The 24,124-nt window shown below is 71.2% G+C and carries 24 protein-coding genes; 3 read left to right on the top strand and 21 right to left on the bottom strand.

The features are described 5' to 3' along the window. Window positions 1-210: 210 nt before the first annotated feature. A complete protein-coding gene (locus GXP74_RS33875; RefSeq protein WP_182456820.1) occupies window positions 211-1,311 on the top strand; it encodes an LLM class flavin-dependent oxidoreductase in 1,101 nt (366 codons plus the stop codon). A gap of 68 nt (window positions 1,312-1,379) precedes the next feature. Here the strand turns inward: GXP74_RS33875 and GXP74_RS33880 are convergent, their stop codons facing one another. After that, window positions 1,380-1,772, bottom strand: coding sequence for an SCO5389 family protein (locus tag GXP74_RS33880; RefSeq protein WP_182455069.1), 393 nt, complete (start codon window positions 1,770-1,772; stop codon window positions 1,380-1,382). Between the two features lie 503 nt (window positions 1,773-2,275). On the opposite strand from GXP74_RS33880, the gene nucS reads away from it, so the two are divergent. Then, window positions 2,276-2,935, top strand: a complete 660-nt coding sequence (nucS, locus tag GXP74_RS33885) for an endonuclease NucS (protein WP_182455070.1) — start codon at window positions 2,276-2,278, stop codon at window positions 2,933-2,935. A gap of 72 nt (window positions 2,936-3,007) precedes the next feature. Here nucS and GXP74_RS33890 read toward each other — a convergent pair whose 3' ends face one another. Together GXP74_RS33890 and GXP74_RS33895 are read right to left on the bottom strand one after the other, a co-directional pair. Further along, window positions 3,008-5,557 carry an ATP-binding protein gene (locus GXP74_RS33890; RefSeq protein ID WP_182455071.1) on the bottom strand — a complete coding sequence of 850 codons (2,550 nt, stop codon included), beginning with the start codon at window positions 5,555-5,557 and terminating at the stop codon, window positions 3,008-3,010. 156 nt (window positions 5,558-5,713) lie between these two features. Then, entirely contained in the window at window positions 5,714-6,100 is a 387-nt protein-coding gene (locus GXP74_RS33895) for an STAS domain-containing protein (RefSeq protein ID WP_182455072.1), read from the bottom strand. A gap of 338 nt (window positions 6,101-6,438) precedes the next feature. Between GXP74_RS33895 and GXP74_RS33900 the strand changes: the two genes are divergently transcribed. Then, entirely contained in the window at window positions 6,439-6,747 is a 309-nt protein-coding gene (locus tag GXP74_RS33900; RefSeq protein ID WP_182455073.1) for a hypothetical protein, read from the top strand. Between the two features lie 26 nt (window positions 6,748-6,773). On the opposite strand, the gene murA is transcribed toward GXP74_RS33900, so the two are convergent. The 18 genes from murA to prfA all read right to left on the bottom strand — a co-directional run bounded on the left by murA (window position 6,774) and on the right by prfA (window position 24,112). Then, on the bottom strand, window positions 6,774-8,066 hold the full coding sequence (gene murA, locus GXP74_RS33905; protein WP_182455074.1) for a UDP-N-acetylglucosamine 1-carboxyvinyltransferase: 1,293 nt from the start codon (window positions 8,064-8,066) through the stop codon (window positions 6,774-6,776). A gap of 69 nt (window positions 8,067-8,135) precedes the next feature. Further along, entirely contained in the window at window positions 8,136-8,708 is a 573-nt protein-coding gene (locus GXP74_RS33910) for a cob(I)yrinic acid a,c-diamide adenosyltransferase (protein WP_182455075.1), read from the bottom strand. 32 nt (window positions 8,709-8,740) lie between these two features. After that, entirely contained in the window at window positions 8,741-9,289 is a 549-nt protein-coding gene (locus GXP74_RS33915) for a DUF2550 domain-containing protein (protein WP_182455076.1), read from the bottom strand. A gap of 170 nt (window positions 9,290-9,459) precedes the next feature. Further along, window positions 9,460-9,831 carry a F0F1 ATP synthase subunit epsilon gene (locus GXP74_RS33920; RefSeq protein WP_182455077.1) on the bottom strand — a complete coding sequence of 124 codons (372 nt, stop codon included), beginning with the start codon at window positions 9,829-9,831 and terminating at the stop codon, window positions 9,460-9,462. Between the two features lie 167 nt (window positions 9,832-9,998). Further along, window positions 9,999-11,444 (bottom strand): F0F1 ATP synthase subunit beta, encoded by a 1,446-nt coding sequence (gene atpD, locus GXP74_RS33925; RefSeq protein WP_182455078.1) that lies wholly within the window; start codon window positions 11,442-11,444, stop codon window positions 9,999-10,001. 3 nt (window positions 11,445-11,447) lie between these two features. Beyond that, window positions 11,448-12,359 carry a F0F1 ATP synthase subunit gamma gene (locus GXP74_RS33930; RefSeq protein ID WP_182455079.1) on the bottom strand — a complete coding sequence of 304 codons (912 nt, stop codon included), beginning with the start codon at window positions 12,357-12,359 and terminating at the stop codon, window positions 11,448-11,450. Window positions 12,360-12,387: 28 nt separating this feature from the next. Then, window positions 12,388-13,962: a F0F1 ATP synthase subunit alpha gene (atpA, locus tag GXP74_RS33935; RefSeq protein WP_182455080.1), complete on the bottom strand. Its 1,575-nt coding sequence runs from the start codon at window positions 13,960-13,962 to the stop codon at window positions 12,388-12,390. A gap of 185 nt (window positions 13,963-14,147) precedes the next feature. Further along, window positions 14,148-14,963, bottom strand: a complete 816-nt coding sequence (locus GXP74_RS33940; protein ID WP_182455081.1) for a F0F1 ATP synthase subunit delta — start codon at window positions 14,961-14,963, stop codon at window positions 14,148-14,150. Then, window positions 14,960-15,529 (bottom strand): F0F1 ATP synthase subunit B, encoded by a 570-nt coding sequence (locus GXP74_RS33945; protein ID WP_370468496.1) that lies wholly within the window; start codon window positions 15,527-15,529, stop codon window positions 14,960-14,962. Before GXP74_RS33945 ends, GXP74_RS33940 begins: the two co-directional genes overlap by 4 nt. Window positions 15,530-15,569: 40 nt before the next feature. Then, entirely contained in the window at window positions 15,570-15,833 is a 264-nt protein-coding gene (gene atpE / locus GXP74_RS33950; protein ID WP_182455082.1) for an ATP synthase F0 subunit C, read from the bottom strand. Window positions 15,834-15,902: 69 nt separating this feature from the next. Then, window positions 15,903-16,709 carry a F0F1 ATP synthase subunit A gene (atpB, locus tag GXP74_RS33955; RefSeq protein ID WP_182455083.1) on the bottom strand — a complete coding sequence of 269 codons (807 nt, stop codon included), beginning with the start codon at window positions 16,707-16,709 and terminating at the stop codon, window positions 15,903-15,905. 279 nt (window positions 16,710-16,988) lie between these two features. Beyond that, on the bottom strand, window positions 16,989-17,396 hold the full coding sequence (locus GXP74_RS33960) for a hypothetical protein (protein ID WP_182455084.1): 408 nt from the start codon (window positions 17,394-17,396) through the stop codon (window positions 16,989-16,991). 278 nt (window positions 17,397-17,674) lie between these two features. Continuing rightward, window positions 17,675-19,084, bottom strand: coding sequence for an MraY family glycosyltransferase (locus tag GXP74_RS33965; RefSeq protein WP_182455085.1), 1,410 nt, complete (start codon window positions 19,082-19,084; stop codon window positions 17,675-17,677). 208 nt (window positions 19,085-19,292) lie between these two features. Further along, window positions 19,293-20,552 carry a serine hydroxymethyltransferase gene (gene glyA / locus GXP74_RS33970; RefSeq protein ID WP_182455086.1) on the bottom strand — a complete coding sequence of 420 codons (1,260 nt, stop codon included), beginning with the start codon at window positions 20,550-20,552 and terminating at the stop codon, window positions 19,293-19,295. Window positions 20,553-20,640: 88 nt separating this feature from the next. Then, on the bottom strand, window positions 20,641-21,237 hold the full coding sequence (locus GXP74_RS33975) for a protein-tyrosine-phosphatase (RefSeq protein ID WP_225448724.1): 597 nt from the start codon (window positions 21,235-21,237) through the stop codon (window positions 20,641-20,643). 170 nt (window positions 21,238-21,407) lie between these two features. Further along, a complete protein-coding gene (locus GXP74_RS33980; protein ID WP_182455087.1) occupies window positions 21,408-22,058 on the bottom strand; it encodes an L-threonylcarbamoyladenylate synthase in 651 nt (216 codons plus the stop codon). 49 nt (window positions 22,059-22,107) lie between these two features. Beyond that, window positions 22,108-22,974 (bottom strand): peptide chain release factor N(5)-glutamine methyltransferase, encoded by an 867-nt coding sequence (gene prmC / locus GXP74_RS33985; RefSeq protein WP_182455088.1) that lies wholly within the window; start codon window positions 22,972-22,974, stop codon window positions 22,108-22,110. A 58-nt stretch (window positions 22,975-23,032) separates the two neighbouring features. After that, window positions 23,033-24,112 carry a peptide chain release factor 1 gene (gene prfA, locus GXP74_RS33990; RefSeq protein WP_182455089.1) on the bottom strand — a complete coding sequence of 360 codons (1,080 nt, stop codon included), beginning with the start codon at window positions 24,110-24,112 and terminating at the stop codon, window positions 23,033-23,035. Between the last annotated feature and the right edge of the window lie 12 nt (window positions 24,113-24,124).

Below are 24,124 nucleotides of genomic sequence, written 5' to 3' on the forward strand. Positions count from 1 at the left end.
CGGTCAGCCTGCCGATTCGCAGTGCCACTGGCACATGACATGCGTTACTCCAGAGGGAGACGCGGGACCTAAGTTTCCTGCGGGACCGAGGAGTTGATTTCCATGTCGGCCAGAGCCAGCCAGACAGCCGCCGTGACCACGGTGCGGGTGCCCAGGCAGCGGATCGCGCCCAGGGTGTCCAGCGGCCAGGCAGCCACTACCCCACCGCCCATCCGCACCGGGGTGTTCCTGCTCGCCGCGCAGTTCCCGGGCCAGGGCCACGCCGAGGCGCTGGACCGCGCGGTGTCCGCCGCCGTCGGCGCGGAGGAGGCGGGCCTGGACAGCGTCTGGCTCGCCGAGCACCACTTCGTCCCCTACGGCGTCTGCCCGTCCGCGGCGACGCTGGCGGCGCTGCTGCTCGGCCGGACCCAGCGGATCCGGGTGGGCACCGCGGTCAGCGTGCTGCCGACCCAGCACCCGGTCTCCCTCGGCGAGCAGGCCTCGCTGCTGCACCTCACCTCCGGCGGCCGGTTCACCCTGGGCGTGGGTCGCGGCGGTCCGTGGGTGGACCTGGACGTCTTCGGCACCGGGCTGGAGGCCTACGAGAGCGGCTTCGCCGAGTCGCTGGAGCTGCTGCTGCGCTGGCTGCGCTCGTCCCGGGTCTCCGCCGACGGCCCCCGCTACCGCTTTCCCGAGGTCGCGGTGGTGCCCAGGGCCAGCGAACAGCCGCTGCCGTTCCCGGCCCCCGGGGGCTTCCGCGGACCCGAGTACGCGGGCGCGCACGCCCCCGACGGACGGCGCGTGGACGGCCCGCCGGTGATGGTCGCCTGCACCTCGCTCGCCACCGTCCGGCTGGCCGCGCAGCAGGGCGTGCCGATGCTGCTGGGGATGCACTCCGGCGACGAGGACAAGGCGGCGATGGTGGCCGCGTACCGCACCGCGGCGCGCGAGGCCGGGCACAACCCGGACCGGATCGCCCGGATCGAGGCGGAGCACATGGCCGCCGGGGTCGCCCAGGTCGAGGACAGCGGCCCGGAGGCGCAGCGGGTGCTGCTCAAGTCGATGCCCGGCTGGTTCAACTACGGCCTGTCGGCGCACCGCACCGTGGACGGCCGGGAGCGCCGGATGCGCGACCCGCGTGAGTACACCGAGCTGCTGTGCGAGCTGCACGCCGTCGGCACGCCGCGCCTGTGCGCGGACCGGCTGGCCGCCACCGCCGAGCGGACCGGGGTCCGCCGGTTCGCCCTGCTGGTCGAGGGTTCGGGCGACCGGGAGGCGACGCTGCGCAACGTGGAACGGCTGGGCTCGGAGGTCCTGCCGCTGCTGGTGTGAGCCCGGGCCCGGCCCGTCGGTGGCATGCCTCGTACGCGACGTGCACCGACGGGTCGATCGGCTGCGGACTAACAGTCCCTCAGCTCCTCGGACTGGTTGAGCACCTGGGCCCGGATCGAGGTGAAACGCGCGTACCGGTCATCGGACCCCGGTCCGAGCGGGAACACCGCGACCCGGTGGCAGTTCTGGAACGCCAGGCGGACACCGAAGTGCCGCTCCAGCGATCCCCTGATCGCATCACTCGCCATCGCGCGCAGCAGTTGCCCACGGGCCTGCTCCGACGGTGGCGGAACCTGGTTGTCGGCGAACTCGCTACCGTCGACCTTCTGCTGGGCCACCAGTGAACTGATGAGCCCCCAGGCGTAGGGCAGGGAGACGCGGACGCAGTCGACGAATTCCCTCTCATCGACCTCGCCTCGCTCGGCCTTCTCTAGCAGGGCCGGTGAGACGTCGAGCGACATGGGTTCTCCTCTCGCGGACCTCGCGGACCGGGTGGCCCCGAGGTGGTGGTGCGGGGTGGAACAGTGGCGCTGGAACAGACGTACGGGTGAACCGGACCTGGCGTCCTGCCGTGCGGCAGGTGCACACCGACAAGCGTCCCAGGGAAACGGCCCCCGACGGGGCGGAACGGACTATTCCCCCTTTGCCGGGCCACATGTGACGTTGCCGGTCCACATGTGATCGAGTACGGCGCAATGAGACCAGCACGACGCACGCTGGTCTCTCGATCCGTACCGAGCCGTTACTCACCGTAGGCCGACATGCGCGGTTTCACCAGAAGCCCGCATCCGGATCAAGCCACTCCTTGATTGACAGGAGCACGGTTGCGGCGCACGGCCCGAGTGGACGGCTCACTTGACGGACTGAACGCGCCCGCTCGTACGGTGGTTTCACCCCGGGCGGCACCGCCCCGGAATCCCGCGGAATCGCTCCGAACGGCCCCAGTGGGCTAGCGTGGTCGGCCATGCGTCTCGTGATTGCCCGCTGCTCCGTCGACTACGCCGGACGGCTCACCGCCCACCTGCCCTCCGCCCCTCGGCTCATCCTGGTGAAGTCGGACGGCAGCGTCGCGATCCACTCGGATGACCGTGCCTACAAGCCGCTCAACTGGATGTCCCCGCCCTGCGTCCTCAAGGAGGAGGAGGGCCGCTGGACGGTCGAGAACAAGGCCGGAGAGAAACTGATCATCACCCTGGAGGAGGTCATGCTCGACTCCTCGCACGAGCTCGGGGTCGACCCCGGGCTGATCAAGGACGGCGTCGAGGCCCACCTCCAGGAGCTCCTCGCCGACCGGATGGAGGTCCTGGGCGAGGGCTGGAGCCTGATCCGCCGCGAGTACCCGACCGCGATCGGCCCGGTCGACATCCTGTGCCGCAACGCCGAGGGCGCGACCATCGCCATCGAGATCAAGCGCCGCGGCGAGATCGACGGCGTCGAGCAGCTGACCCGCTACCTGGAGCTGCTCAACCGCGACCCGCTGCTGGCCCCGGTCAAGGGCGTCTTCGCCGCCCAGCAGATCAAACCCCAGGCCCGGGTGCTCGCCACCGACCGCGGCATCGGCTGCGTCGTCCTCGACTACGACGCCCTGCGCGGCATCGAGGACGACAAACTGAAGCTGTTCTGACCCGCGGATGGCCTCGGCGCTCATTCGCCCCTTCCGCCCCGGTTGCACCGACCGCACCGGGGCGGCCCGACGTCAGGGGCTGGAGGAGTCGCCCGCCGCGCCCGCGGGCGGGCTGGTGGACGCGCTGGGGCTCGGGGTCGAGGCACTGCTGCTGCTGCTCGGCGTGGAGGACGCGGACGGGCTGGACGACGCGGATGCGCTGCTGGAGGCCGGGGGCGCCGGCGGCGGGGACACCGGGTGCGTCGGGCTGCTCTGGGTCCGCGACGGGGTCGTGGCCGGGGTACTGGGGGTGGTGCCCGGGGTCGTGCCCGGGGTGCTCGGGGTGGTGCCCGGCACGCCGGGCTGGATCAGCGGGCCGCCGGGGACGGTGCTGGGGCTGGTGGACGGGGTGGCGCTGCCGGACGCGGTGGCCGAGGTGGACGGGGTCATCAGCGGGGGCACCGTCGGTGTGGTCACCGGGGCCACCGGGACGCCCGCGCTCTTGGCCGAGTGCTGGAAGGCGCCGACGCCCAGGGCTATGCCCGAGCCCAGCGCGCCCATCAGCACCACGCCCGCCACCGCCAGCAGCAGCTGACGCCCGTTCACCGCGCGGTCGCCCTCGGCCCGTCCGGCCAGCCGGCGCAGCCCCGGGCGGGGCGCGGCGGCGAACGGCTGCGCCGGGCCGCCGGTGAGCGCCCTGGTGCTCCGCTCCAGCAGGCTCAGCACCCGCCGTCCGGCTATCGCGCCGCGGGCGTCGCCGAGGGCGGCCCGCATCGCGACGGAGGCCTCCAGCTCGGCGCGGGCCCGGTCGTACGCGCCGGTGCACAGCCCCAGTACGCCGAGCTCGTGGTGGAACCACGCCTCGGCGGCGACCGCGCCGGTCGACCGCGCGGACTCCTGGCCGAAGCGCAGCGCGCGCTCCCACGCGCCCCAGCGCAGCGCCAAGGCGAAGGAGGGCGCCGCCGCCCGGGCCAGCAGCACCACCTGGGCGTGACGGCCCGCGTCGCGGTCGGCGTGCATCGCCGCCAGCAGCACCTCGGCCTCGGCGGCTATCTGCTCCTCGGTGACCGAGGCGTGCCCGGTCCACCAGGCGAAGTGCTGTCCGGCCTCGCGGGCCGCCCCGCCGTCCGGCCACTCGTCGGCGAGCAGCGCGCAGACGCCGTCCACCAGCCGGTGGTGGACGCCGACGACGACCGCGAGCCCGGCCTCGACCAGTTCCTCCAGCGCCGCCTCGCCGTGGCCGACGTCGACCAGCGCGGGCAGGTGCGGGGCGGTGGGGCACTCGCCGCCGAGGGCGACGGCGAGCTCCAGGGTGCGCCGGGCCGGGCGGCTGAGGCCCCGGGCGATGCGGACCGCCGGGGCGGCGCTCTCGGCGACGGACGGCAGCGGCACCGGGTCCGGCGGCGGCTCGCCGACGGACTCGTGCTGGCTCAGGTAGGCGTCGAAGCCGCCGGGGGTCGGCCGGCGCTCGGCCGCCGGGTCCACCAGCGTGCCGGACAGCCGCTGGGTGTGCAGCAGTTCCACACCCTGCTCGGCGGTGCCCGGGCTGTCCCAGTCCGGTCCCGGCAGTCCGGCCGCCAGTGCCTCGATGGCGGCCTCGCGGTGCCGCAGCAGCGCCCCGGCCTGGACGAAGCGCAGCGGCAGGCCCTCGGACTCGAACCAGAGGTCGACCGCCCAGGCCCGCTCGGTCTCGTCCAGCGAGCGCCCGGCCAGCCGGGCCAGCAGCGCGAGGCTGGCCTGCCGGGACAGGCCGGGGATGGTGACCTCCTCCATCCGCGAGCCGACCAGCGGGGCCGGGACGTCCGGGGCGGAGGAGACCAGGAAGGCGCACTCGGGGGCGGCGCCGAGCAGTTCCTCCAGCGTGTCGCCGCCGAACTCCAGGTCGTCGATGACCACGACCGCGCCGACGCCGCGCAGCAGCTCCGCCCACCGCTCCCGTCCCGGGCGGTAGCCGGGGGCGTCGTAGGTGGCCGCGAACAGGTCCTGGAGCAGGTCGGCGGTGGTCCGCCGGTAGCCGCTGAGCTGGACCACCCCGGCGGGCGCGAGCCCGGCGCAGGCGGCGGCGACGGTGTCGAGGACGGCGGTGCGTCCCGAGCCGCCCTGGCCGGTGACCCGGACGCAGCGGCCCTGGCTCAGCCGGTCCCGCAGCCGGTCGCACAGGGCGTCGCGTTCGAGCAGGTGGCCGCCGGTGGCCCGGGGGCGGGCGGTGGCGTCGCCGGGGACCGGCAGCGGTTGCGGCCGCCGCCCGGACGGGCAGGGCTCGGCACTGCTGCCGTCGGCGGCGTTGACGGTGAGCAGCAGGTCGCCGACGACCACGCTGCCGGTGCGGTCGCGGCCGTCGGCCGGGGCGTCGGCGGCGGCCTCCTCCCAGCCGGGCTCGGCGGCCGGGCCGGTGCGGGCGACCTCGGTGGAGGCGCCGCTGCCGTAGCGGACCGGCAGGTTGGCGGACGGCGTCGGCACACCGATGGTGGGCGCCTCGGCGGATATGGGCTCGTACGGGTGGCCGGGCGGCGGCTCGGGGTCGGGCCCGGCCCCGGCGGCCGGCATCAGGACGGTCTCGGCCTCGCGGAACGACTCGCTCGCGAATTCCGGCGGTCCCTGCTCCCCGGAGTCGTCGCCGTCCCCCACTACATGCGGGTTCATGTTCCTCTTTCGCCCCCGGTACCGTACGCAGCGCGCAGTGCGGGCACATTCTCCCGTCCACGGCTGGCATTCCGGTAACCAGACGCGGACCGTTGCACACTCTTCACCAATCCAGCACGACGGGCGGTGCCGCCGCGCCACCCTGTTACCGGGTGCTCACCCAGCGGAGACCGGCAGCACCGGTCCGGGCAGTTCTCCGGCCAGGCCACCGGCCAGGTCCTGGGCCAGGTCGGCGACCAGATCCGGGACGTAGCCCTCGATCGCCAGGATCCGGTGCAGCTTGGTCGCCACCAGCAGCCGCTGCAGTTGCGCCGGGACGCCGCGCAGCACCATCCGCCGACCGCAGCGCCCGGCCCGGCGGTGGGTGCCCATCAGCACCCCGAGGCCGGTGGCGTCCCAGGAGTCCAGGGCGGACAGGTCGAGCACCAGGTCACCGTGGCCGTGGTCGACCGCGCGGTGCAGCACGGACCGCGCGTCGGCGGCGGTGCGGACGTCCAGGCGCCCCTCGATGGCCAACTCGTCGTGGTCACCCCTGATCCGCATGTCCGCTCCTTCATGGCCCTGCCTGCTGTCCGGGTGTCGTGCGACCGGGCGAGCCGTACCGCCGACCCGGGCAACGAACCAATGCTTCTCTCATCTGACGCGGAACCAGCTGTCCGCGTTGCTGGCCACGGCGAAATCTGACGGTAAATCACTCATTCGAGTGAGGATTTCCGGTCTCCGCCCGCAAAGACGATCGCAAGTACGGCTGATTATCGTGCATCCCACTCAACCCGGCAGCCCCAGGTGATCAACCTCACCCGGGGGCCGCGGTCGTATCCTCCGCCGACCGGGGGCGTCGGAGCGACACAACGCGCCGCCGGACGTCGGAGAATGGAAGGGTGAGCCGACTCGACCCGCTGCTCCAGCTCGTGCTGCCGTTCCTCCTCGTGGGCGCCATCGTGCTGCTCTACCGCTGGGCCGCGCGCGCGGGCCACTCGTTCGTACCGCGCGCCGTGCGCCCCGGCCCGCCTACCGAGTACGGCCTGCTGGTACCGGTCGCCGCGCCCGCCGACAACGAGGAGGCGCTGCGGCTCACCGCGCTGCTGGACCGGGCGGGGGTCCGCAACACGCTGGTGCGGACCACCCAGGGGCCCCGGATCATGGTCTGGCGCGACCAGGCGCACCGGGCCCGCGCCCTGCTCCAGTAGCGGTCCGGGTCAGAACGGGGTCCGGGTCAGAACGGGTCCGGGTCCGGCTCGCGGCTGACATCGGCGCCCAGCTCGGTCAGCTGCTCGACGAACCCGGCGTAGCCCCGGTCGATGTGGTGGATCTCGGAGACCAGGGTCGGCCCCTCGGCGACCAGCCCGGCCAGCAGCAGCCCGGCCCCGGCCCGGATGTCGGTGGAGCGCACGGGGGCGCCGGACAGCCGGGGCACGCCCCGGAGCACCGCGTGGTGCCCGTCGGTGCGGACCTGCGCGCCGAGCCGGGCGAGCTCCTGCAGGAAGACGAACCGGGCCTCGAAGATGTTCTCGGTGATCATGGAGACCCCGTCGGCCACCGAGTTCAGCGCGGCGAACTGCGGCTGCAGGTCGGTGGCGAAGCCCGGGTAGGGCAGGGTCACCACGTCCACGGCGCTCGGCCGGCGGTCCATCACCACCCGGAAGCCGTTCTCCTCGACGGTGATCCCGGCCCCGGCGGCGACCAGCTTGTCCAGCGCGATCCGCAGGTGCTCGGCCACCGCGTGGCCGACCGTCACGTCGCCCTGGGTCATCACCGCCGCGACCGCGAAGGTACCGGCGACGATCCGGTCCGACAGCGTCTCGTAGGACACCGGCGACAGCCGGTCCACCCCCTGCACCTCGATCGTGGAGCTGCCCGCGCCGCCGATCTTGGCGCCCATGGCCTGAAGCATCTGGCACAGGTCGACGATCTCGGGCTCGCGGGCGGCGTTGTCGATGACCGTGCTGCCCTCCGCCAGGACCGCCGCCATCAGGATGTTCTCGGTCGCGCCGACGCTGGGGAAGTCCAGTTCCACGGTGCTGCCGCGGAGCCCGGTCGGGGCCGAGGCGAGCAGGAAGCCGTGCTCGTTGGTGATCTCCGCGCCGAGCCGGGTCAGGCCGTCGATGTGCATGTCCAGGCCGCGCGAGCCGATCGCGTCGCCGCCCGGCCGGGCCACCTTCACCCGGCCGCAGCGCGCCAGCAGCGGACCGAGCACCGCGATCGACGCCCGCATCCGCCGGACCAGGTCGTAGTCGGCCTCGTGGCCCGGCTCGGCCGGGACGTCGATCCGCGCGACCCCGGTGTGGTCACCGGGCTCGATGGACCAGTCGAGCTCCACCCCGCAGCCCATCCGGCGCAGCAGCTCCGCCATGATCTCCACGTCGAGGATCCGGGGCAGGTTGCCGATCCGGGTCTCGCCCTCGGCCAGCAGCGCCGCCGCCATCAACTTCAGCGCGCTGTTCTTGGCCCCCGGCACCCGCACCCGCCCGACCAGCCTCCTACCACCCACCACCCGCAAGCGTTCCATGCGACAGGATCGTATCGGGCCCCGGCCGCCACTACGCCATTGGAGTGACGCCGACGGGCCCCCGCGCGGCTAGCGGTTCTCGCCGGGGATCCAGAGGACGTCGCCGACGGACTTGTTGGCGCTGCGGGCGAGGATGAAGAGCAGGTCGGAGAGGCGGTTGAGGTAGGTCGCGGTGAGCGGGTTGACGGTGTCGCCGTGGGTCTCGATCGCGGCCCAGGTGCTGCGCTCGGCGCGGCGGACCACGGTGCAGGCGACGTGCAGGTACGCCGCGCCGGGGGTGCCGCCGGGGAGGATGAAGCTGCGCAGCTTCTCCAGCTCCTCCAGGAAGCGGTCGCAGTCCTGCTCCAGCCGGTCCACGTAGGTCTGCAGCACCCGCAGCGGCGGGTACTTCGGGTCCGGGACGACCGGGGTGGCCAGGTCCGCGCCGACGTCGAACAGGTCGTTCTGGATCCGGACCAGTACCGCCGTGATGTCCTCGTCCAGTCCGCCGCAGGCGATGGCCACGCCGATGGCGGCGTTGGCCTCGTTGCTGTCGGCGTAGGCCGCGAGCCGGGGATCGGTCTTCCGGGTCCGGCTCATGTCACCGAGCGCGGTGGTGCCGTCGTCGCCGGTACGGGTGTAGATGCGGGTGAGGTTGACCATGCCGCGAGCGTAGCGTGGGGGCGGGGTACGGTTCAGGCCACGTTGACGCGCTGGCCGGGCGGGGCGGCCTCCAGCCACGCCAGGAAGCCGGTGAGGGCGTCCTCGCTCATCGCCAGCTCCAGCGGTTCACCCGCGTGCAGGCAGGTCAGCACGACCGCGCCGGACAGCAGCGCGAGCTCCTCCTGCCCCTCGGGGGTGCGCCGGTAGAGCACTTCGATCCGGGAGCGCTGGAGCACCCGGCGGGGGCGGGGGGCGTAGCTGAAGACCCGGAACCACTCGACCGAGTCGTTGTTGTAGCGGGCGATGCCGAAGACCCAGCCCTTGCCACCGTCCTCGGCGGAGGCGGACTCCGGGGCGGGGGCGGAGCCGGAGGGCAGTACCGCCTCGGCGGAGGCGTCGGTGGTCGGCGGCAGCGGCGCGCCCGGGTCGGCCGAGGGCAGCACCGGGGGCATCCGCAGCCGCGCCGAACAGTCGAACGTCCCGCCGCGGCGCTGGATCAGCCGGCGCCGGATCGCGAACGCGCCCAGTCCGAGCAGGACGGCCAGCAGGACGGCGATGACGACGATCACCGCGAGAACCATGCCGTACCACCTCCTCGCGTCTCGGTCTGCCGCTGTGCTGGTTCAACTGCCGCGCCGCCCTCGGGGTAACTCTCGTTCTCCCGTGCGGGGATGCAGCGGTCCCGGGACCACTCACGTGCCCCGGGACCGGTGATACAGGTGTGCTGATCGTACAAGCAGTGCGACCTGGCCTAGCGGTTGGTGGCCGCCTGTAGCCGGACGGCGGCGCGACGCTGGGCCGCGGCCTCCTCGTCCGACTTCGCTGCCGCCAGCGCCCGCTCGGCGCGCTCGACATCGATCTCGTCGGCCAGCTCGGCCACCTCGGCCAGGATCGACAGCTTGTTGTTGGCGAAGGACAGGAAGCCGCCGTGCACCGCCGCGACCACGGTGGTGCCGTCGGCCTGCCTGATGGTCACCGGGTCGGACTCCATGACGCCCAGGACCGGGGTGTGCCCGGCCTGGATCCCGATGTCACCGGACTTGGTACGGGCAAGGACGATCGTGGCCTCGCCCGACCAGACCTTGCGGTCGGCCGCGACCAGCTCGACATGCAGCTCAGCCACAGTGGGCTCCTCGGTCTTGATGCCCGTGCCGTGAAGCCCGGGTTTCGGAAAGAATAACGTTCCCCCCGACCAGCGGTGCAATCGGGGCGGTGCCTCGGCAGTGCCGAGCGCGCCGAGGGGCGGTCCCGTACGGGGCCGCCCCTCGACACCAGGCCCGCAAGAAGTGCTTACTTCTTGGCGAGCTCAGCGGCGTTGCGCTCCAGGTCCTCGATGCCACCGCACATGAAGAACGCCTGCTCCGGAGTGGAGTCGTACTTGCCGTCGGCAATGGCGTTGAACGCGTGGATGGTCTCGTCGAGCGGGACGGTCGAGCCCTCGACACCGGTGAACTGCTTCGCCACGTAGGTGTTCTGCGAGAGGAAGCGCTCGATGCGGCGGGCGCGGTAGACGGTGGTCTTGTCTTCCTCGCTCAGCTCGTCGATACCGAGGATCGCGATGATGTCCTGGAGGTCCTTGTACTTCTGCAGGATCCCCTTGATGCGGATGGCCGTGTCGTAGTGGTCCTGCGCGATGTAGCGCGGGTCCAGGATCCGGGAGGAGGACTCCAGCGGGTCGACGGCCGGGTAGATGCCCTTCTCCGAGATCGGACGGGAGAGCACCGTCGTCGCGTCGAGGTGGGCGAAGGTGGTGGCCGGGGCCGGGTCGGTCAGGTCGTCCGCGGGGACGTAGATCGCCTGCATCGAGGTGATCGAGTGACCGCGGGTCGAGGTGATCCGCTCCTGCAGCTGGCCCATCTCGTCCGCCAGGTTCGGCTGGTAGCCGACCGCCGAGGGCATGCGGCCCAGCAGGGTCGACACCTCGGAGCCGGCCTGGGTGAACCGGAAGATGTTGTCGATGAACAGCAGCACGTCCTGGCCCTGGACGTCACGGAAGTACTCGGCCATGGTCAGCGCGGAGAGCGCGACCCGCAGACGGGTGCCCGGGGGCTCGTCCATCTGGCCGAAGACCAGCGCGGTCTTGTCCAGAACGCCGGAGTCCTTCATCTCCTCGATGAGGTCGTTGCCCTCACGGGTGCGCTCGCCGACACCGGCGAACACCGACACACCACCGAAGTTCTCGGCGACACGGTAGATCATCTCCTGGATGAGCACCGTCTTGCCGACGCCGGCGCCGCCGAACAGGCCGATCTTGCCACCCTGGACGTACGGGGTGAGCAGGTCGATGACCTTGATGCCGGTCTCGAACATCGCGGTCTTCGATTCGAGCTGGTCGAAGCGGGGCGCGGTGCGGTGGATCGGCCAGCGGGTCTGGACCTGGGCGTTGAACTCGTCCCGGTCCACGTTCAGGACCTCGCCGAGGGCGTTGAAGACCTTGCCCTTGGTGATGTCGCCGACCGGGACGGAGATCGCGGAGCCGGTGTCGGTGACACCAGCGCCACGGACCAGGCCGTCGGTGGGCTGCATCGAGATGGCGCGGACCAGGCCGTCGCCCAGGTGCTGCGCGACCTCAAGGGTCAGCACCTTGCGGCCGGTGCCGTCCGGGGCGTCCACCTCGACGTGCAGAGCGTTGAACATCTCCGGCATGGCGTCGACGGAGAACTCCACGTCGACGACCGGACCGATGACCCGCGCGACACGGCCGGTGGCCGTCGCGGTCTCAACAGTGGCAGTCATTGTCTAGTCACTCCCCGCGTTCGCGTCGGCCAGGGCGGTTGCGCCACCGACGATCTCGCTGATTTCCTGGGTGATCTCGGCCTGTCGGGCCGAGTTGGCAAGTCGCGAGAGCGACTTGATGAGGTCGCCCGCGTTGTCGGTCGCGCTCTTCATCGCACGACGCCGGGCGGCGTGCTCCGAGGCGGCCGATTGCAGCAGCGCGTTGTAGATCCTGCTCTCGACGTACCGCGGCAGCAGCGCGTCCAGGACGCCCTCCGCCGACGGCTCGAAGTCGTACAGCGGGAACGGCCCCTCGGCCGCCTCCACCGCCTGCGTCTCCTCCAGCTTGAGCGGCAGCAGGCGCACGTCCACGGCGTTCTGGGTGAGCATCGAGACGAACTCGGTCGAGACGATGTGGAGTTCGTCCACGCCGCCCTCGGCCGTGTCGGTCACGAAGGCGTCGATCAGTGCCGCCGAGACCTCCTTGGCGTCCTGGTACGTCGGCTTGTCCGAGAAGCCGGTCCATGCCTGGACCACCGGGCGGTTGCGGAAGGAGAAGTAGCCGACGGCCTTGCGGCCGACCGCGTACTGCTCCACCTGCTTGCCCTCGGCCTTCAGCCGGTTGGTCAGCAGCTCCGACGCCTTGAGGGCGTTGGCGGAGTAGCCACCGGCCAGACCGCGGTCAGCCGTGATCACCAGCACCGCCACCCGGACCGGGGACTCCGGCTCGGAGGTGAGCGGGTGCTTGGCGTTCGACCGCGTCGCGACCGCGGTCACCGCACGGGTGAGCTCGTCCGCGTACGGGGAGGAGGCGGCCACCGCGCGCTGCGCCTTCATGATGCGCGACGCGGAGATCATCTCCATCGCCTTGGTGATCTTCTTCGTCGCGGTGACAGAGCGGATCCGGCGCTTGTAGACCCGAAGCTGTGCTCCCATGGGTCGTTACCGTCCTTTCCGTCCCTCGTCAGGCCGAGTCGCCGAGGAGAGCGCCCTCAGAGGTGGTGAACTCCTTCTTGAACGAGGTGATGGCCTCGGTCAGCGAGGTGATCGTGCCGTCCTCCAGCTTGCTGGTCTCGACGATCGTGGTCAGCACGCCCTTGTGCTCGCGGCGCAGGTAGTCGAGGAACTCACGCTCGAACTTGCGGATGTCCACGACCGGGACGTTGTCCAGCTTGCCGGTGGTGCCGGCCCAGACCGAGACGACCTGCTCCTCGACCGGGAACGGCTGGTACTGGCCCTGCTTCAGCAGCTCGACCAGGCGCGCGCCGCGCTCCAGCTGCGCCTTGGAGGCCGCGTCCAGGTCGGAACCGAAGGCGGCGAACGCCTCCAGCTCGCGGTACTGGGCGAGGTCCAGACGGAGCCGGCCGGCCACCGACTTCATGGCCTTGATCTGGGCCGAGCCACCGACACGGGAGACCGAGATACCGACGTTCACGGCCGGGCGGATGCCGGCGTTGAACAGGTCGGACTCCAGGAAGCACTGGCCGTCGGTGATCGAGATCACGTTGGTCGGGATGTACGCCGAGACGTCGTTGGCCTTGGTCTCGATGATCGGCAGACCGGTCATCGAGCCCGCGCCCAGCTCGTCCGACAGCTTGGCGCAACGCTCCAGCAGACGGGAGTGCAGGTAGAAGACGTCGCCCGGGTAGGCCTCGCGGCCCGGCGGACGGCGCAGCAGCAGCGACACGGCGCGGTACGCCTCGGCCTGCTTGCTCAGGTCGTCGAAGATGATGAGGACGTGCTTGCCGTCGTACATCCACTCCTGGCCGATGGCCGAACCGGTGTACGGGGCGAGGTACTTGAAGCCGGCCGGGTCGGACGCCGGGGCAGCCACGATGGTGGTGTACTCCAGCGCGCCCGCCTCCTCCAGCGCACCGCGCACGGAGGCGATGGTCGAACCCTTCTGGCCGATGGCGACGTAGATGCAGCGGACCTGCTTCTTCGGGTCGCCCGAGCGCCAGTTGTCGCGCTGGTTGATGATCGTGTCGATCGCCACCGCGGTCTTGCCGGTCTGGCGGTCACCGATGATCAGCTGACGCTGGCCGCGGCCGATCGGGGTCATCGCGTCGATGGCCTTGATGCCGGTCTGCATCGGCTCGTGCACCGACTTGCGGACCATGACGCCGGGAGCCTGAAGCTCCAGCGCGCGGCGGCCGGTGGACTCGATCTCGCCGAGGCCGTCGATCGGCTGGCCGAGCGGGTCGACCACGCGGCCGAGGTAGCCCTCGCCGACGGGGACCGACAGGACCTCGCCGGTGCGGCGGACCGACTGGCCCTCCTCGATCGCGCTGTACTCGCCGAGGACGACGACGCCGATCTCGCGGGTGTCGAGGTTGAGCGCGAGCCCGAGGGTTCCGTCCTCGAACTTCAGCAGCTCGTTCGCCATGACCGAGGGCAGACCCTCGACCCGGGCGATGCCGTCAGCCGTGTAGGTGACCGTGCCGACCTCTTCACGCGAGGCGGCATCCGGCTGGTACGACTGGACGAAGTTGTCCAGCGCGTCCCGGATCTCCTCCGGCCGGATCGTGAGCTCCGCCATCTGGGTTCCCTGCTCTCCTAGTTGCGATCCTCGGCCCGCCCGTGGAGGGCCGCAAGTATTCGACTCTCGGCCAGCTGTTTCGACTGACCGTATTGACCGACCGAGGGTCGGATGCTGCTGGGGCAAAGCCCGCTGTACTGCCTGTACTGCCGACTGCCGGTACTGCTCTACTGCTCGGTGCCGCGTTATCCCGCGAGACCCTGCCGGGCGCTGTCCAGGCGTCCGGCGATGGTGCCCTCGATGACCTCGTCGCCGACCTGGACCCGGACACCGCCGAGCACCGAGGGGTCCACCTCGATGTTCAGGTGCACCGGACGACCGACCAGACGCGCCAGCGAACCGGCGAGGCGGTCCTTCTGCGCGTCCGAAAGCGGCACCGCGACGGTCACCAGCGCGACCACGCGGCCACGCCTGGCGGCGGCGAGCCGGGAGAAGTCCTCCAGCCCACCCTCCAGGCTACGTCCACGCGGCTGGGTGACCAGCGAGGTCACCAGCGCGGTGGTGGCCGGCTTGGCCTTCCCGCCGAGCAGCGACTGCACCAGACCGGCCTTGGCGGCGGAGCTCGCGACGGAGTCGGTCAGCGCCGAGCGGAGCTCGTTGCTGCTCGCGACGACCCGTCCGAAGCGGAACAGCTCGTCCTCGACCTCGTCCAGCGCCCCGGCCTTGTCCGCGCCGATGACCTCGGCGTAGGCGGCCAGCTGCTCCGTCCCGTCGACCAGGTCGCGGGAGTTGGACCAGCGCGAGCGCACCACGCCGGAGAACAGGTCCAGGCTGTCCGCACCGATCTTGCCGCCGAACAGCGAGCGGGCCAGGTCGGCCTTGCGCTGTCCCTCGACGGCGGGGTCGGTGAGTACCCGGCGGAGCCCGACCTCGCGGTCCAGCACGCTGGTCACCGCGAGCAGGTCGGCGGCGAGCGCGGCGGCGTCGGCCTGACCGGAATCGGTCAGCGCCTCCAGGCGCTCACGGGCGGCTGCGTTCGACTGACGCGTGGCGCTGCTCACTTGGCCGCACCCTGCGCACCGGCCGCCTCGGCCCGAACAGCCTGGGCGTCGAGCTCGTCGAGGAAGCGGTCCACGATCCGGCTCTGGCGCGCGGAGTCCTCAAGGGACTCGCCGACCACCCGGCCGGCCAGGTCGGTGGCGATGCGGCCGACGTCCTGCCGGAGCACGGTCGTCACCTGCCGACGGTCCGCCTCGATCTGGGCGTGGCCCGCGGCGACGATGGACTCGCGCTGACGCTGTCCCTCCTCGCGCATCTCCGCGATGATCGCGGAACCCTGCTCGCGGGCGTGCTCGGTGATCCGGGCCGCCTCGTGGCGGGCCTCGGCGAGCTGGGCCTTGTACTCCTCAAGCGTCCGGTTGGCCTCGGCCTGCGCCGATGCCGCCCGCTCCAGGCCACCCTCGATCGCGTCGTGCCGCTCCTCCAGAGTCTTCTGGATGTTGGGCAGGAGCTTCTTTCCGAGGACCCCAAAGACGATCAGGAAGCAGAGCAGCCCGATGATCAGTTCCGAAGTGTCCGGGAGTAGCGGGTTCTGAGGACCTGCGTCCGCCAGGAGGCTCATCATCATGTCTGAACCTTTCGTCGAGTGTGGCTACTGGCCGGGCTGGTTACTTGGCCGGGAAGATGAACGGCGCGACCAGGCCGAGGAGGGCCAGCACCTCACAGAGCGCGAAGCCCAGGAACATGTTGGTGCGGATGACCGGCATGGCCTCGGGCTGACGGGCCATCGCCTCGATGGAGTGGCCGAAGACCACGCCGATGCCGACGCCGGGGCCGATGGCGGCGAGACCGTACGCGATGGCGCCGAGGTTGCCCTGGATGCTGATGTTGCTGACAGCGGAGGCAGCGGTGTTGACGAGATCGGCAGACATTTTTCCTGTCTTCCTATGTGATGCGGTCCGTTGGGGGGCTTCCCAGCGGAAGTCGGTGAGGGGGGTGGGTCAGTGACCCTCTTCGAGCGCTCCGCTGATGTAGATCGAGGCGAGCAGCGTGAAGATGTAGGCCTGCAGGAACTGGATCAGCACCTCGAAGGCGGTCATGACGACTGCCATGATGAACGATCCACCGGCGAGGGCGGACATGATCGAGGGGGTCAGCAGGTACCAGCTGGCGACGCTGAACATCACGATCAGCATGTGACCGGCGAACATGTTGGCCCACAGCCGCACCGAGAGGGTGAACGGACGCAGGATCACGTTCTGCAGGAACTCCAGGAAGACGACCAGGGGGGTGATCCAGCCGGGCAGGCCGTCCAGCCAGACCAGGTTCTTGACGCCGCCCTTGAAGCCGTGGGTCTTGAACGTCAGGTACATGTACGTCACCCACACCAGCGCCGCGAGCGCGACCGGGTACGCGTAGCGCGAGGCCACCGGGAACTGCGCCAGCGGGATGATGGACATGATGTTCATGATCCACACGAAGAAGAAGATCGAGGTCAGGAAGGGGACGAACTTGTCGCCCTTCTTGCCGATCACGTCACGGGCGATACCGCGCGAGATGAAGTTGTACCCGATCTCACCGACCAGCTGGATCTTCCCGGGGACCAGCTTCGGCTTGGCGAAGGCGGCCCAGAAGAAGCCGACGACGATCAGCATGCAGATCACCGCGAGGAGCATCGGCTTGGTGAAGCCGAAGCTGCCTACCGAGAAGATCGGCTTGAAGTTGAATGAGTTGAGACCCGGCGCGGGGAAGCCACAGTTCGCATTGATGTGGCACCCAACCTCAGCGAGCATCTTGTGGGCACTCACCCGTGACTCCTTCGTCGTGACGCATAAGAACAGCAACCTTGGGTGTCGGCGCGGCTGGTGGGGCCGCTGGTCGGCACTGGGGACTTGGGGTGGCGCCGCCACAGTCGACCCGGCCTGGAGCGGTGGGCTCCTGCGACCGAGGACCGGGCACCCCCGTGATCTGTGCTGTGGCTCCAGCGCTCGATCCGGGCACGTCGCCGACCGAGGGGGCTGTGCCCGTCTCGGCCGGATGTGATTCCGGACGATAGCAGATCGGGATGAAGCGTCTTTAGTCCGCCCTTACGTCCCATCACGGGACCCCGTCTGCTCCGGCGGGTTCTCCTTGCGTTCCTTGGGCGGAACGGAGGGCGTCGGATCGACGTAGAGCATCTTCGTACGCATGGTATAGACCACCTGTCCACCCACCCAGGCCAGGGCGGTGAACAGCAGGGTCAGTGCGAAGGCCCGGGGATTGAAAAGCGTGGTGTTGCGGAAGACGATGATGAAGACGCCGACCAGCAGGATCTGCACGGTGTAGACCAGCATCCCGGCCATCATCACCACCTGCGGCCGGTCCCGGGTCAGCCGCATCAACACGGCGAATCCGAGACCGAAGAAGACGGCGACCACACCCACCCCGACCAGACCGCCGATCAGGCCCTTCTCGCCGGCGACGAGCGCACTGACGAGAACGGCGACGACTCCCACGGGGACAGCCGCAGTAGCGGCACCCCGGAGAATCCGGGCGTCGTTGGACAACATCGGCGTCAACTCCGGCGCGATGGTGGGGTGGAAAGGGGTGAACTGAGTGAATGCGGAGAACGAGCACGACATCACAGGCCCGCGAGGCGGACCGCGACCGAACGACCTTCTCCCATAAGGTCCTTCGGCTCTTCTCCTGACGTCGTGAACGGTATCACAAGCTATTTGGTCAGGTCTTTACTCTTCGGGTGTGCTTCTTGCCACACGAACATCACCCGCAGGAGTTAGCGGGTACTTTGCCCCGTTACGCCCGAATGGCGACCGGTAGCATGCGCTCCGGTACCGATCCGGCGCAGCAGCTCCTGGTCCGCGTGGGACAACGCCACCGCCGGTTCCAGCCGTTCGGGCCGCGGCTTGGCCTTGGCGGCGACGGGTTCGGCGACCGGTTCGGCCGGTTCGGCGCCGGATCCGCCCGCGGTGTCGACCACGGGTTCGGCGACCGCTTCGGCGACCGCCCCGGTCGCGGGCGACCGGCGGTAGCGCGGCGGCAGGAAGCGCTCCGCTATCCGGGGGGCGTGCGGCTTGAAGCGGGGCAGCAGCAGGAAGAGGATCCCCAGCAGGCAGAGCCCCATCCCGATCCAGGCCGCGTACAGCTCGGTCATGCTGACCGAGAAGGCCACCGTCGCGAAGGCGATCAGCGCGCCCCAGAAGTACATGATCATCACGGCCCGGCTGTGCGAGTGGCCGATGCTCAGCAGCCGGTGGTGCAGGTGCTGCCGGTCCGCCGCGAACGGCGACTTGCCCGCCCAGGTCCGCCGGACCACCGCGATCAGCAGGTCCGCCAGCGGGATCGCGATCGCGGTCAGCGGCAGCAGCAGCGGGATGTACACCGGCACCATCGCGTGCGTGGCCACGGTCTGCGAGCTGTAGCTGGCGGTGAGCGCGCCCGGGTCGACGCCGCCGGTGAGCGAGATCATCGACACCGACAGCACCAGGCCGATCAGCATCGATCCGGAGTCGCCCATGAAGATCCGCGCCGGGTGCAGGTTGTGCGGCAGGAAGCCCATGCACATGCCCGCGAGGATCACGCTGAACAGCGCCGCCGGGGTGGCGTCGGTCAGGCCGTAGCCGTAGGAGATGCGGTAGGCGTAGACGAAGAAGGCCAGCGCGGCGATGCAGACCATCCCGGCGGCCAGGCCGTCCAGGCCGTCGATGAAGTTGACCGCGTTGACGCTGAGCACCACCAGCAGCACCGCCAGCAGCGTGCCCCACCACTGCGGTATCAGCACCGGCCCGAAGCCGGGCACCGGCAGCCAGAGCACGGTCACGCCCTGGTAGACCATCACGCCCGCGGCGACCATCTGGCCGCCGAGCTTGACCAGCGCGTCCACGCCCCACTTGTCGTCCAGCACGCCGATGATCCACATGATCCCGGCCCCGGCCAGCAGCGCGGTGACGTCGGTGTTGTTGTGGAAGACGGAGGTGAGGGTGGTCAGCCGGGAGGCCACCAGCAGTCCGGCGCAGAGCCCGCCGAACATCGCGATGCCGCCCAGGCGCGGCGTCGGCTCGCGGTGGACGTCCCGCTCCCGGATCTCCGGCATCGCCCCGGCGACGATCGCGAACTTCCTGGCCGGTCCGGTCAGCAGATAGGTGACCGCAGCCGTGACGCACAGCGTCAACAGGAACTCACGCACCAGCGCCCTCCTCAACCGCGGTCGGCACCCCCGTGACTCCGGCAGAGCATAGCGTCCGTGACTGAGGGGCGGGGTGTGCCTGATGGTGCCTCACGACGGACCACCTTAGTTATAAGGACGCCGATGACCACCATTGCGGTTTTGTCGACAGCGGAGCAATCGGTCACCTCTGCGGCGGCACTCAGCCAGGGCACCCGAACGGGGGGCTTCAGACCGGGAAGCGTTGGAGCAGCGAGCGTACCTCCCGGGCGACTGCCCCCGCCTGCTCCGGCGAACCGTCCGCGAGCACCCGCTCGATCAGTGCGGCCGACTGCTCCATCTGGGCCGGACCCATCCCCTGGGCGGTCGCGCGGGCGGTACCCAGGCGGACGCCGGAGGCCGCCGCGGGCGGGGCGTCGTCGAACGGCACGGCGCAGCGGCCGACCAGCAGGCCCGCCGCCTCGCAGCGGCGTTCGACCTCCTTGCCGGTCAGCCCGAGGCCGCGGGCGTCGGTGGTGACCAGGTGGGTGTCGGTGCCGCCGGTGAGCGGACGCAGTCCGATCCGGTCCAGCGCCCCGGCCAGGGTCCGGGCGTTGGCGACGGTTTCCTGTGCGTATGCCGTGAATTCCGGGGCCGCCGCCGCGCCCAGCGCCAACGCCTTGGCGGCGACCACGTCCATCGCCGGTCCGCCCTGGGTGAACGGGAACACCGCCCGGTCCAGTCGCTCGGCCAGTGCGGACCGGCACAGCAGCAGGCCGCCGCGCGGGCCGCGGAGCAGTTTGTGGGTGACCCCGCAGACCACGTCCGCGTACGGCACCGGTGATTCCAGCACCCCGGCCGCGACCAGGCCGATGGTCTGCGAGACGTCGGCCACCAGGTAGGCGCCGACCTCGTCGGCGACGGTCCGGAAACCGGCCCAGTCGATGGCCCTGGGGTAGGAGATGGCCCCGGCCACGATCGCCTTCGGGCGGACCGTCCGGGCCAGCTCCAGCACCTGGTCCAGGTCGATCAGGCCGTCGTCCCGGCGGACCCCGTAGCCGTGGAAGTCGAACCAGCGTCCGGAGAAGTTCGCCCGGGAGCCGTGGGTGAGGTGGCCGCCGTGGGCCAGCGACATGGCCAGTACCGCGTCGCCCGGGCGCAGCACCGCGGCGTAGGCGGCGAGGGTCGCGGCGGTACCGCTGTTCGGCTGGACGTTGGCGTGCTCGGCGCCGAACAGCGTCCGGGCCCGGTCGACGGCCAGCCGCTCCACGGCGTCGGCCTGGGCGCAGCCGGTGTGGTGCCGGTGGCCCGGGTAGCCCTCCGCGTACTTGTCGGCGAGGGCGCCGCCGAGGATCGCGCGGACCCCGGGCAGTGACAGGTTCTCCCCGGCGAGCAGGTGCAGTTGGCTGCGCCGGCGCTCGTCCTCGGCGTCCAGCAGCGCCGCCAGCGCGGGGTCGTCGCCGAGCACCGGGGCCGCCGGGCGATCCGTTGACCTGGTGACCACTGCCATCGCCTCATTCCCTGCGGGCGCCCGGCCGGTCGTCGGCGCGCCCATCGGATGAGGCAACTCTAGGTCGGGAAAAACGGTCCTGCGCGGTCTAGACGCTCACTCGGGCGACACCGGTCAGGGCGGTGACGATGGGATCGAGCGCGTCGAAGATCTCTTCGCCGCAGTTGCGGAACATGCCCAGCGGCGCGCCGTAGGGGTCGTCCACCTCGTCCGCCTCCGGGGTCGCCGCCAGCAGCCAGCCGCGCAGCGCGGCGGCGGCGCGGACCAGGGCGCGGGCCCGGTCGGCCACGTCACCGGGCCGGTCGGAGGCCTCCGGCAGGGTGGCCGGGTCTATCGCCCGGACCAGCCGGGTGAACTCCTTGAGAGTGAAGGTGCGCAGCCCGGCGGCGTGGCCCATGGAAATCACCTGCGCCCGGTGGTCCAGGGTCGCGGTCAGTACCAGGTCCGCGCCGATGACGTGCTCGTCCAGCAGTTCCCGACCGATGAAGCCGCGCGGGTCGGCGCCGTACTCGCCGAGGATCTCGGCGGCGTTGGTCTCCATCGGGGCGCCCTCGTGGCCCCAGGTGCCCGCGCTCTCCACCAGGATGTCCCCGGCGCTGCTGCCGAGCCGGTGGTTCAGCTCGTGCCGGGTCAGCCGCTCGGCGATGGGCGAGCGGCAGACGTTGCCGGTACAGACGTACAGGATGGTGAAAGCGCCGTGGCGGGGCTCGGCGCCGCCGTAGTACGGGCGCTGGACGGGCCGCGCGTGGCGGCCGACCGACACCGAACCGCCCAGGGGAACGACGGAACCCGCCGTGGCCCCCCGCTGGGGGCCGACGGCGTGCGCTCCGCTGCGACCGTTCCGGCTGGGGTCGGTCACCTCCCGGCCTCCACCAGGTCGGGTACCACCTCGCGCAGCTGGGCGGCGGTCACCGCACCGGCCCGCAGCAGCACCGGGACCTTGCTGGTGACGTCGACGATGCTGGACGGGGTGGCGTGGTCCGCCCGGCCGCCGTCGAGGTAGATCGAGACCCGGTCGCCGAGCTGCTGCTGGGCCTCGTCGCAGTCGGCCGGGGAGGGGCCGCCGGTGAGGTTGGCGCTGGAGACCGCGAGCGGGCCGGTGATGTTCAGCAGTTCGATGGCGACGGGGTGCAGCGGCATCCGGATGGCGACGGTGCCCCGGGAGTCGCCGAGGTCCCAGCGCAGCGACGGCTGGTGCCGGGTGACCAGGGTCAGGCCGCCCGGCCAGAAGGCGTCCACCAGCTCCCAGGCGGACTCGCTGAAGTCGCTGACCAGGCCGTGCAGCGTGGTCGGCGAGCCGACCAGGACCGGCGAGGGCATGTGCCGGCCGCGGCCCTTGGCGGCCAGCAGGTCCGCCACGGCTTCCGGCTTGAAGGCGTCCGCGCCCAGCCCGTACACGGTGTCGGTGGGCAGCACGACCAGCTCGCCCCGGCGGATCGCCGAGGCGGCCTCGCGCAGTCCGGTGGCACGGTCGGTCGGATCGGCGCAGTCGTAGCGGCGGCTCATCGGTGCTGGTCCCTTCCCTGGACGGGCGTGCGGTTGGTACGGCGGCAGCTCACGGCGCTGCCCTGCGGGCGGTGGCGAAGCGCGGGCGGTTGTTGAGGTCGCGGTGGTCGGCGGCGTCGGTCCAGCCGCCCTCCTCGCGGAAGATCCACGGCACCAGGCCGCCCTGGGTGTCGGCGTGCTCGACGACGACCACCCCACCGGGCCGCAGCAGCCGCGCGGCGACCCGTTCGATGCCCCTGATGGTGTCCAGGCCGTCCTCGCCGGAGAACAGCGCCAGCTCCGGGTCGTGGTCGCGGGCCTCGGGGGCGACGTACTCCCACTCGGTCAGCGGGATGTACGGCGGGTTGCTGATCACCAGGTCGAAGCGGCCGGCCAGCTCCGGCTGGTCGGCGAAGGCCTTGGTGGCGTCGCCCTGGGTGAGGCTGATCCTGGGCGCGTCCGGGCTGGCGTCCACGTTCCGGCGGGCCCAGCCGTAGGCCTGGTCGGACAGCTCGACCGCGTGCACCCGGCTGCGCGGGACCTCCTGCGCCAGCGCCAGCGCGATCGCGCCGGAGCCGGTGCACAGGTCCACCACCAGCGGCTCGGCGACGTCCATGGAGCGCAGCGCGTCTATGGCCCAGCCGACCACCGACTCGGTCTCCGGGCGCGGCACGAACACCCCGGGCCCGACCTGGAGCTCCAGGTAGCGGAAGAAGGCCCGGCCGGTGATGTGCTGGAGCGGTTCGCGGGCCTCCCGGCGGGAGATGACCTCCCAGTAGCGGGCGTCGAACTCGGCGTCGGCGACGGTGTGCAGTTCGCCCCGCTTGACCTCGTGCACGTAGGCGGCCAACTCCTCGGCGTCGAAGCGCGGCGAAGGCACACCGGCGGCAGCCAACCGCTGGGTGGCCTGGGCCACCTCGGCGAGCAGCAGGTTCACTGCGTACCTCCTCGGAGTTCGACGACGTTCAGTGGTGCTGGGTTCAGTGGTGGCGCGCTCAGTTGTTCTGGGCCGCGGCTTCGAGCCGGGCGGCGGCGTCGGCGTCGACGGCCGACTGGATGATCGAGTCCAGCTCGCCGCTGAGGACCTGGTCCAGGTTGTACGCCTTGAAGCCGGTCCGGTGGTCCGAGATCCGGTTCTCCGGGTAGTTGTAGGTGCGGATCCGCTCCGACCGGTCCACCGTGCGGACCTGGCTGCGGCGGGCGTCGCTGGCCTCCTGGTCGGCGGTCTCCTGGGCGGCGGCGAGCAGCCGCGAGCGCAGGATCCGCATCGCCTGCTCCTTGTTCTGGAGCTGGCTCTTCTCGTTCTGGCAGGAGGCGACGATACCGGTCGGCAGGTGGGTGATCCGCACCGCCGAGTCGGTGGTGTTGACCGACTGCCCGCCGGGGCCGGACGAGCGGTAGACGTCGATCCGCAGGTCGTTCGCGTTGACCTCGACCTCGACCTCCTCGGCCTCCGGGGTGACCAGCACACCGGCGGCGGAGGTGTGGATCCGGCCCTGCGACTCCGTCGCGGGCACCCGCTGCACCCGGTGCACGCCGCCCTCGTACTTCAGCCGCGCCCAGACGCCGTGGCCCGGCTCGGCGCCGCCACGGGCCTTGACCGACACCTGGACGTCCTTGTAGCCGCCGAGGTCGGACTCGTTGGCGTCGATGATCTCGGTCCGCCAGCCGACCTTCTCCGCGTAGCGCAGGTACATCCGCAGCAGGTCCCCGGCGAACAGTGCGGACTCCTCGCCGCCCTCCCCCGCCTTGACCTCCAGCAGGACGTCCTTGTCGTCGTTCGGGTCGCGCGGGACCAGCAGCAGCCGCAGGTCCTCGGTGAGCTCCTGGCGGCGGTGCTCCAGCTGCTTGATCTCGGCGTAGAAGTCCGGGTCGTCGGCGGCGAGCTCGCGCGCGGTCTCGATGTCCTCACCGGTCTGCCGCCAGGCGCGGTACGCGGCGGTGATCGGGGTCAGCTCGGCGTAGCGCTTGGAGAGCTTCCGGGCCTCGTTCGGATCGGCGTGGACGCCGGGTTCGGCCAGCCGCTCTTCGAGAACCGCGTGCTCGCTCAGGAGCTCCTCGACTGCCTCGAACATGGGGCTGTGCCT

The organism is Streptacidiphilus sp. P02-A3a (assembly GCF_014084105.1).
GTDB lineage: Bacteria > Actinomycetota > Actinomycetes > Streptomycetales > Streptomycetaceae > Streptacidiphilus.